The organism is Streptomyces soli (genome assembly GCF_003999195.1).
GTDB classification, from domain to species: Bacteria; Actinomycetota; Actinomycetes; order Streptomycetales; family Streptomycetaceae; genus Actinacidiphila; species Actinacidiphila soli.
Genome location: NZ_RJVR01000252.1, coordinates 1 through 8327 on the forward strand (window position 1 = coordinate 1; position 8327 = coordinate 8327).

Genomic DNA, 8327 nt, shown 5'->3' on the forward strand with positions numbered 1-8327 from the left:
CCCGCCGTGCCCGCCGCGGCCCGCGCCCACCGGGCCCGGCCGGTCAGCCGGTCCGCCCACAGCGCGGCCACCGCGAGCAGTCCCAGAGCCGCCGGTGCCTTCACCAGTGCGGCCAGGGTCACCAGCACCGCCGCGCCCACCACCGGCCACCGGCCCGCCCGCAGCCCGGCCACCAGTCCCGCGCCGAGCAGGCCGAGCATGACGGCGTCGTTGTGGGCGCCGCCCACGAGGTGCAGCAGCACCAGCGGATTCAGCGCCCCCAGCCAGAGTGCGGCCGCCGGGTCGGCGCCGCAACGCCGCGCGATCAGCGGCAGGAAGACCACGACCAGCCCCACCCCGAGCAGCGCCATCAGGCGCATCCCCGTTATGCCGGCGTGCGCCGTCACCCGGGCCAGTGCCAGGAACAGCGGTCCGTACGGCGCCGGGGTGTTGCGCCACATCACCGGTACCTCGGCCGCCAGCGGACCGCCGAGCCGGTCCGGACCGTACGTGTAGGCGTCGATCCCGGAGCCGACCATCGTGCCCTGCGCCAAGTAGCTGTACACGTCGCGGCTGAACAGCGGCGGCGCCAGCAGCAGCGGCGCCGCCCACACCCCGAACGTCGCCAACAGCTGCCGCACCGTGGGCGGTTCGGCCCCGCGCAGCTGCCGTCCCAGGCCCCACCAGGCCGCGACCAGAAGCCCGATCCCGAAGTACGCCACGAGCAGTCCGGCCGCCGCCTCGCCCTGCGGCAGCCCGATCCGGTCCCGTACGGGCAGGGCGCCGGCCACGCGCCCGCCGGCGGTCAGCGCGGTCGTACCGGCGAATCCGAGTGCCATGGCGCGGCGGAGGGCGGTCACCGCCCGCACGTTGCCATCGCCCGGTGGACCGTGGGCGACGCCCAGGCGAACACCGGGCCATGTGACCATTGCTGTCGTGGGAGATACAAAAGCGGTGGTGGAGGCGGCGTACCGCGATCCGGATCTTGACGCCGGCGCGTCGATGCTGGCCGCCGCCGACTGGCAGCAGGCCGGCCCCGAGGTCGTCGCCCTCGCCGGGCGGGTGGTCGCCGACTGCCGCCGGCGCGGCTGGGAGCCCCCGGACCTCATACGGATGGCCCGCCGCGAGCTGCGCCCCGAGCATGTGTCCCTGGCCGAGTCGCTGCTGGTCGACACCTCGACCGAGCCGCCCGGCGAGCTTCTGGCCGCCTACGGGCGCCGCGAGCGGCTCGACCGCTTCAGCACGGCCACCGCCGTCCTCGAACTCCTCCGCCTGTACGGTCGGCTGCCCGCGATCACCCCGCTCGCGGCGCCCCCGCCTTCGGGCCGCCCGGGCAAGCCGCACCGCATGCTCGCCCGCATCCGCGCCCTGCTCGCCAAGGCCGAATCCACCGCCTTTCCCGAGGAGGCCGAGGCCCTCAGCGCCAAGGCCCAGCACCTCATGGCCCGCCACAGCATCGACGACGCCCTCCTCCCCGAGCACCCCACCGACGGCCCCACCGCCCGCCGCATCGGCGTCGACCGCCCCTACGAAGGCGCCAAGGCCCTCCTCCTCGACGCCGTCGCCGCCGCCAACCGCTGCCAGTCCGTCTGGTCCGGCGACTTCGGCTTCTCCACCGTCATCGGCTACCCCACCGACCTCGACGGCGTCGAGCTCCTCTACACCTCCCTCCTCCTCCAGGCCGACTCCGCCATGCACCGCGGTTCCTCCAAGTCCAAGAACTTCCGCCACTCCTTCCTCCTCGCCTACGCGGGCCGCATCCGCGACCGCCTCACCGCCGCCGCCACCGACGAAGCCGCCGCCACCCCCGAAGTCCTCCCCGTCCTCGCCACCCGCGACCTCGCCGTCGCCTCCACCACCGACCGCATGTTCCCCGCCACCACCACTCACCGCCTCAAACCCCGCGACCCCTCCGGCTGGCACCACGGCACCGCCGCCGCAGACCGAGCCACGCTCGGCCCGTGAGTTCAGCCTGTCCGGCGTTTGAGGACCAGTGGGGGCACCGTTCGTGCTCGCGAAGCTTTGGAGATTCAGATGTCGCTGTTCTCCAAAAACGAGCCAGGACGCTGCCCCATCGCGTTTTTTGCCCTGATGGTTACGCCGAAAGGGGGTCGATGACCATCGGCACGACCTTGCCCTCCATCATCGCGCCCAGCCCGCGCACCGCGCAGACGTCCGGCCGCTCCGCGATACTCACCGGCATGCCCGTCGCCTGACGCAGCATCGCGTCGAGCCCCGGCATCAGCGCGCTGCCGCCCGCCAGCATGATCCCGCGGTCCGTCAGATCGGCGACCAGGTCCGGCGGGCACCTGCGCAGCACCGCTCCGATGCTGTCGACCACTGACGCCAGGGGCGTACGGATCGCGTGCCGCACACCCTCCGTGTCGACGCTGACCGTACGGGCCAGGCCGCTCGCCACATCCCGCCCCTGGACCTCGGTGCAGGGCATCATCGGGCCCGACACCGACAGCATGAGATGCAGCGGTCGCACGGACTGGCTCGGCAGCATCAGCTCGTGCTGGTTGCGCACGTGCTGCACGACGGCGTGGTCGATTGCGTCGCCGCCCACCGGGACCGTCTCGGCCGCCACGATCGCGCCCAGCGACAGCACGGCGATCTGCGTCGTCGACGCCCCGCTCAACATGATCATCGTCGCCTCGGGCTGCTCCACCGGCAGTCCGCATCCCACCGCCGCCGCGATCAGCGAGTCCACCAGCTCCACCCGCCGGGCCCCCAGCCCGTACAGCGTCTCCACCGCCGCCCGCTGCGCCAGCGGCTCACTCGCGTGCGGGGTGCACACCGCCGCCCGCAGCATCGGCTTGCGCCGCCACGCCTTGCGCAGCTGGCCGCCCAGCAGGTGCCGCAGCATCCGCTGCGCCATGTCGATGTCCACCACCATGCCGCCCTGCACCGGTCGCACCACCCGGATGTGGTCCGGCGTACGGCCCGTCATCTTCTCGGCCAGCGCGCCCACCGCGATCAGCGCACCCGAACGTGCGTCGACCGCGGCCACGCTCGGCTCGTCCACCACGAGCCCCGCCCCTTTCACATACACCCGGGTCCTTGCGGCTCCGAGATCCACGGCCACGGAGCAACGGCGCAACTGCGCAAGGCTGACGGTCACTGTGGGTCCTCCCCAAGCGGGCATACGGACCGCTCCGGTGTCGGCCCTCTCTGTCATCGTCAGCGCGTCCTCCCCACCGCGCACCTGCTGCTGCTCCGCTCGGGGGTCCGGCAACGGGATGCCGAGGGAGCGGCGGCGGGCGACCATGGAGCGGTGAGCGGCAGCGGTGACGGCGGCACGTGGTGGCCGCTGGACGAGGAGGTCATTCGGCAGGTTCTGGACGGTACGGCGGCGGGGGCGGCGATCCTCGACACGGAGCTCCGCTACCGTTACGTGAATCCGGCCCTGGCGGACATGAACGGCCTGCCCGCGTAAGCCCACATCGGCCGGACGATCCCCGAGGTGCTGCCCGACATGGACGACCCCGGCGACGCGTCCTGCGCCAGATCCTGGCGGACTGCCACCTCTCCCGCCTCGACGTCGAACCCGGCGACCGCGTCGATACCGGCGACCGGATCGGCCTCTCCGGCAACAGCGGCAACTCCATCGGCCCCCACCTCCACTTCGAGGTCCGCGTCACCCCGCTCCTCGGCTCCGGCATGGACCCGGTGCCCTGGATCGCCGAGCACGGGGTGCCCCTGCACGACTCATGACGGTGCGTCATCCGCCGCCTGGCGCAGTGCGTGACGCATCCGCCTCGCGTGCTGCCGGTCGCGGGGCGAGGCGTCCACGATGTCCAGGAAGATCTGGTCGAACTCCGGGTACTCGTCGGCGATGGTCTGCTTGATCCGGACCAGGGCCTCCTCCAGCGTCTCGCTGTCGATGCCCTCCACGAGGTCCACGCGGGCGGCGAGCAGGGTCGAGTCCAGCCCGAGCCGCATCGTCAGCAGCGACGTCACCGTGTCGATCTCGGGCTGCCGCATGAGCAGTTCGTACACTTTTTGGCGCACCGCGGGGTCGGCTGCCTCGCCGATGAGGCTGTCCCGGCAGTCCTTGCCGAGCCGGTACGCCACGTACATCAGCAGCACCGCGATGCCGAGCGACGCGTACGCCTCGTAGGACCGGTTTCCCGTCGCCCAGTGCAGTCCGACGCCGGCCAGGGCCAGCAGCACACCGAGCACGGCGGTGCTGTCCTCGGCGAGCACCGTACGCAGAGTCGGGTCCTCGGCCGCACGCAGTTCGGTGCGGACGTCGCGGCCGCTGCCCCGCGCGGCGCGGCGCACCTGGAGGAGGGCCCGGACCAGGGAGGCGCCCTCAGCCAGGAGGGCCACCACCAGGACGGCGATGGCGATGAGGAAGGAGCGGCTGCTCTCCGGCTCGTGCTCGTGGAAGGCCATGATGCCCTGGTAGAAGGAAAAGCAGCCGCCCATCACGAAGATCCCGACGGCGGCGAGCAGCGACCAGAAGAACCGCTCCTTGCCGTAGCCGAACGGATGCTGAGCGTCCGGCTCCCGGCTGCTGCGTTTCAGCGAGGCCAGCAGGAACACCTCGTTCAGGCTGTCCGCGACCGAGTGCGCGCCCTCCGACAGCAGCGCCGGTGAGCCGGTCACCAGACCGCCGACCGCCTTCGCCGCCGCGATCACCAGATTCGCGGTGAGCGCGATCAAGACGGTCCCCTTGGTCTCCTGATCCTTCGCCTTGGCCATACGGTGCGGGTGCCCCGTCAGCCGCGCCTCAATGATGGAAGGCGGTCGCAGCCGAGACGGGCACCGGCAGCGGCCCGGACTGGCTGCGCAGCTCCGGCAGCAGCCGGCCGAGGTCGTCCATCAGCAGGTCCGCCAGATCCTGCGAGAAGCCGTTGCGGCACACCACCCGCAGCACCGCCAGATCCTCCCGGTTGGCGGGGTAGGTGTAGGCGGGCACCAGCCAGCCCCGCTCGCGCAGCCGCCGCGAGACGTCGAAGACATTGAAGGCGGCGATCCCGTCGTCGGTGGTGAAGGAGAAGACCGGCAGCTGGTCACCGCGCGTGATCAGCCGGAAGTCCTCGAGCGCCTCGATCCGCCGCGCCAGCGACATCGCCACATCTCGGCTGGTCTGCTGCACGGCCCGGTAGCCCTCCTGCCCCAGCCGCAGGAAGGTGTAGTACTGGGCGACCACCTGGGCGCCCGGGCGGGAGAAGTTCAGCGCGAAGGTCGGCATGTCACCGCCGAGGTAGTTGACCCGGAAGACCAGCTCCTCCGGCAGCGCGTCGGTGTCCCGCCACAGCGCCCAGCCCACGCCGGGGTACACCAGCCCGTACTTGTGCCCGGAGGTGTTGATCGACGCCACCCTCGGCAGCCGGAAGTCCCACACCAGGTCCCGGTCCAGGAAGGGCGCGATCATCGACCCGGAGGCGCCGTCGACATGCACCGCGATGTCGTTCCCCGTACGGGCCTGGAAGTCGTCCAGGGCCGTACAGATCTCCGCCACCGGCTCGTACGACCCGTCGAAGGTCGAGCCGAGGATCGCCACGACCCCGATGGTGTTCTCGTCGCACAGCGCGAGCGCCGACTCGGCGTCCAGGTGCAGCCGGTCGCCCTCCACCGGCGCCAGCCGCGCCTCCACTTCCCAGAAGTTGCAGAACTTCTCCCAGCACACCTGCACATTCGCGCCCATCACCAGATTCGGCCGCGCGCTCGCCGGATACCGGTCGCCCACCCGCTTCATCCAGCGCCGCTTGAGTGCCATCCCGGCGAGCATGCAGGCCTCGCTCGACCCCGTCGTCGAGCAGCCCACCACGGCCGACGGGTCGGGCGCGTGCCACAAGTCGGCGAGTATCGCCACGCAGCGCCGCTCCAGCTCGGCCGTGCGCGGGTACTCGTCCTTGTCGATCATGTTCTTGTCGCGGCACTCCGACATCAGGACGTCGGCCTGCGGCTCCATCCACGTCGTGACGAAGGTCGCCAGGTTCAGCCGCGCGTTCCCGTCCAGCATCAGCTCGTCGTGCACCAGCTGATACGCCGCGTGGGGCGACATCGGCCCGTCCGCCAGCCGGTGCTTCGGCGGCGCGGTGCGCATGCCGCCGGTCGGGTCGGTCTCGCCGAAGAACGGGTTGACGGCCAGCTCTCGCGGGTCGCCTTCACCTCTGTGGAGGGCCATGCATCGGACGATACGGGTGCCGTGCTCAGCCCGCACTCGCGAGCGACAACTTCGCCGCGAAGCCCAGGAACAGCGCCGCGGCCCCCGAGGTGAGCCCCGCCGACAGCCGCTTGCGGCGGCGGAACTGGGCGGCCAGGTAGGTGCCGCCGAGGATCAGCGTCGTGAGGTAGACGAAGCTGAAGAGCTGGGCGATGGCCCCCAGGGCCAGGAAGGACAGGGCCGGGTGAGCGTAACCGGGGTCCACGAACTGTACGAAGAAGGAGATGAAGAACAGGATCGCCTTCGGGTTGAGCAGGCTGATCACCAGCGCCCGCCGGAACGGCTGCTCGGCCACCGCGGGTGCCCCTTCCGCCGGCGCCTCGGCGGCCGCAACCTCCCGCCTGGTACACCACATGTCCCACGCCGCCCGTGCCATCCCGACCGCGATCCAGACCAGGTAGGCCGCCCCGGCGTACTTCACGATGCCGAAGAGCACCGCGTTCGCCTTGAGCAGCCCGGCCACGCCCGCTGCTGACGCGGTCATGAGGACCGTGTCGCCGAGGAAGACGCCGAGCGCGGCGCCGTAGGCCTTACGGACGCCCCGGCGGGCGGCGACGGACAGCGTGTAGAGCGAGTTCGGGCCCGGCAGCAGGACAATCAGTGCGGTGCCCAGGACATAGGTCGGAAGGTCGGTTATCCCCAGCATGTGGACCAATATCGCACTTGCTCCTCACGCGACGTGAGGCAGGACAGTGGTGCCCATGAGCACGAGCGACACGAGCTATTCGGTCGGGCAGGTCGCCGGCTTCGCCGGGGTGACCGTACGGACGCTGCACCACTACGACGAGATCGGGCTGCTGTCGCCCAGCACCCGTAGCCATGCCGGCCACCGGCGTTACGACGACGCCGATCTCGACCGGCTGCAGCGGATCCTGTTCTACCGCGAGCTCGGCTTTCCTCTCGACGAGGTGGCGGTGCTGCTGGACGACCCGAAGGCCGACCCGCAGGAGCATCTGCGCCGCCAGCACGCTCTGCTCACCGAGCGGATCGACAGGCTGCGGCAGATGGCCGCCGCCGTGGAACACGCCATGGAGGCACGGAAGATGGGCATCAACCTCACGCCGGAGGAGCGCTTCGAGGTCTTCGGGGAGTACGACCCCGACCAGCACGCGGAGGAGGTCCGGGAGCGCTGGGGCAACACCGAGGCGTACGCACAGTCGCAGCGCCGCGCCGCCTCGTACACCAAGGACGACTGGCTGCGGATCAAGGCCGAGCAGGACGACTGGGCCGCACGCCTGACCGCCCTGCGCGACACCGGTGCCCCGGCGGACGGCGAGGCCGCGATGGACCTCGCCGAGGAGCACCGCACCTTCATCAGCCGCTTCTACTACGACTGCGGTTACGAGATTCACACCGGCTTGGCCTGCATGTATCTCGCCGACGAGCGGTTCCGCGCCTTCTACGAGGCGATCGCGCCGGGCACCGCGCAGTACGTCCACGACGCCATCGTCGCCAACGCGGAACGGGCTACGCGCCGTCGCGGGTGATGACCACCGCTGTCCCGTAGGCACACACCTCGGTGCCGACGTCCGCCGCCTCCGAGACGTCGAACCGCATCATCAGTACCGCGTTGCCGCCCCGCGCCTGGGCCTGCTCCACCAGCCGTTCCATGGCCTGGTTGCGGGTCTGTACGAGGGTCTTGGTCAGCCCCTTCAGCTCGCCGCCGATCATCGACTTCAGTCCGGCACCGATCTGGCTGCCCAGGTGCCGGGAGCGGACGGTGAGGCCGAAGACCTCGCCGATCACTGTTTCGACGCGGTAGCCGGGGACGTCGTTCGTGGTCACCACCAGGACGGCGGCCTGCGTCCCCTGGCCGCCGCCGTAGTCGTCGATACCCATACGGGCATCGTGCGCCTACTCCAGCCGCGGCGCCTGCGCGGGGGCGGGGCAGATGCGGTGGCCCTCCTGGTCGAACACGTAGAGGTGGGCCAGGTCGACCAGCAGCGGCACCCGGTCGCCGTGGCGGAGTTGGAGGTCGGGGCCGGTGCGGACGACCAGGTCGCCGGGGACGACCCGGGGCTGGTCGGCAGGAGGCCGCTCCCGATCCCGCTCACGGTCCCGGTCGCCGTCCAGGACGGCGGTGAGGCCGCCCTGCGCGCCGGTCCGGGCCGCCGCGCGCTGCACCAGCCGCCCGAAGCCGCCGGCGCCCGCTCGCCTGGCCGCCGTG

Annotated in this window: 9 protein-coding genes and 2 pseudogenes; 4 read left to right on the forward strand and 7 right to left on the reverse strand. The window is 71.5% G+C overall.

Going from position 1 to position 8327, the window contains the following annotated elements; translation table 11 throughout:
* Positions 1 to 818: polyprenol phosphomannose-dependent alpha 1,6 mannosyltransferase MptB (mptB, locus tag EFK10_RS25445; RefSeq protein ID WP_206305582.1), on the reverse strand; the 818-nt coding region annotated here is incomplete at its 3' end.
* Between the two features lie 97 nt (positions 819 to 915).
* Between mptB and EFK10_RS25450 the strand changes: the two genes are divergently transcribed.
* Positions 916 to 1944, forward strand: coding sequence for a DUF2786 domain-containing protein (locus EFK10_RS25450; protein ID WP_240677457.1), 1029 nt, complete (start codon positions 916 to 918; stop codon positions 1942 to 1944).
* A 130-nt stretch (positions 1945 to 2074) separates the two neighbouring features.
* On the opposite strand, the gene mreB is transcribed toward EFK10_RS25450, so the two are convergent.
* Positions 2075 to 3103 carry a rod shape-determining protein gene (gene mreB, locus EFK10_RS25455; RefSeq protein WP_127357998.1) on the reverse strand — a complete coding sequence of 343 codons (1029 nt, stop codon included), beginning with the start codon at positions 3101 to 3103 and terminating at the stop codon, positions 2075 to 2077.
* A gap of 153 nt (positions 3104 to 3256) precedes the next feature.
* Between mreB and EFK10_RS47760 the strand changes: the two genes are divergently transcribed.
* A complete protein-coding gene (locus tag EFK10_RS47760; protein WP_164836146.1) occupies positions 3257 to 3418 on the forward strand; it encodes a hypothetical protein in 162 nt (53 codons plus the stop codon).
* Positions 3419 to 3504: 86 nt separating this feature from the next.
* Positions 3505 to 3696: pseudogene (locus tag EFK10_RS25460) on the forward strand (M23 family metallopeptidase); the annotation flags it as partial.
* Here EFK10_RS25460 and EFK10_RS25465 read toward each other — a convergent pair.
* Genes EFK10_RS25465 through leuE form a run of 3 tightly spaced genes read right to left on the reverse strand, consistent with a single transcriptional unit; the run spans position 3691 to position 6806 of the window.
* On the reverse strand, positions 3691 to 4689 hold the full coding sequence (locus tag EFK10_RS25465; protein WP_127357999.1) for a cation diffusion facilitator family transporter: 999 nt from the start codon (positions 4687 to 4689) through the stop codon (positions 3691 to 3693). The pseudogene EFK10_RS25460 and the gene EFK10_RS25465 sit on opposite strands and share 6 nt — an antisense overlap.
* Positions 4690 to 4717: 28 nt before the next feature.
* Complete coding sequence (locus EFK10_RS25470) at positions 4718 to 6121, reverse strand: glutamate decarboxylase (RefSeq protein ID WP_127358000.1); 1404 nt, start codon at positions 6119 to 6121, stop codon at positions 4718 to 4720.
* A 25-nt stretch (positions 6122 to 6146) separates the two neighbouring features.
* On the reverse strand, positions 6147 to 6806 hold the full coding sequence (gene leuE / locus EFK10_RS25475) for a leucine efflux protein LeuE (protein ID WP_127358001.1): 660 nt from the start codon (positions 6804 to 6806) through the stop codon (positions 6147 to 6149).
* A 55-nt stretch (positions 6807 to 6861) separates the two neighbouring features.
* Here leuE and EFK10_RS25480 point away from each other — a divergent pair, with 55 nt between their 5' ends.
* The gene (locus EFK10_RS25480; protein WP_127358002.1) at positions 6862 to 7647 is read left to right on the forward strand and encodes a MerR family transcriptional regulator; all 786 of its coding nucleotides are present in this window, start codon (positions 6862 to 6864) and stop codon (positions 7645 to 7647) included.
* Here the strand turns inward: EFK10_RS25480 and EFK10_RS25485 are convergent.
* Both EFK10_RS25485 and EFK10_RS50860 read right to left on the reverse strand, forming a co-directional pair.
* Positions 7628 to 7999: a YbjQ family protein gene (locus EFK10_RS25485; RefSeq protein ID WP_127358003.1), complete on the reverse strand. Its 372-nt coding sequence runs from the start codon at positions 7997 to 7999 to the stop codon at positions 7628 to 7630. The genes EFK10_RS25480 and EFK10_RS25485 overlap by 20 nt on opposite strands.
* Before the next feature lie 15 nt (positions 8000 to 8014).
* Positions 8015 to 8327 (reverse strand): annotated as a pseudogene (locus tag EFK10_RS50860) (sugar ABC transporter ATP-binding protein); the annotation flags it as partial.

What these genes read in the sequence shown, in the direction of transcription:
- leuE (WP_127358001.1), bottom strand. Translation starts at nt 6,806, where the DNA reads ATGCTGGGGATAACCGACCTTCCGACCTATGTCCTGGGCACCGCACTG.
- EFK10_RS25465 (WP_127357999.1), bottom strand. Translation starts at nt 4,689, where the DNA reads ATGGCCAAGGCGAAGGATCAGGAGACCAAGGGGACCGTCTTGATCGCG.
- EFK10_RS25470 (WP_127358000.1), bottom strand. Translation starts at nt 6,121, where the DNA reads ATGGCCCTCCACAGAGGTGAAGGCGACCCGCGAGAGCTGGCCGTCAAC.
- EFK10_RS25480 (WP_127358002.1), top strand. Translation starts at nt 6,862, where the DNA reads ATGAGCACGAGCGACACGAGCTATTCGGTCGGGCAGGTCGCCGGCTTC.
- EFK10_RS25485 (WP_127358003.1), bottom strand. Translation starts at nt 7,999, where the DNA reads ATGGGTATCGACGACTACGGCGGCGGCCAGGGGACGCAGGCCGCCGTC.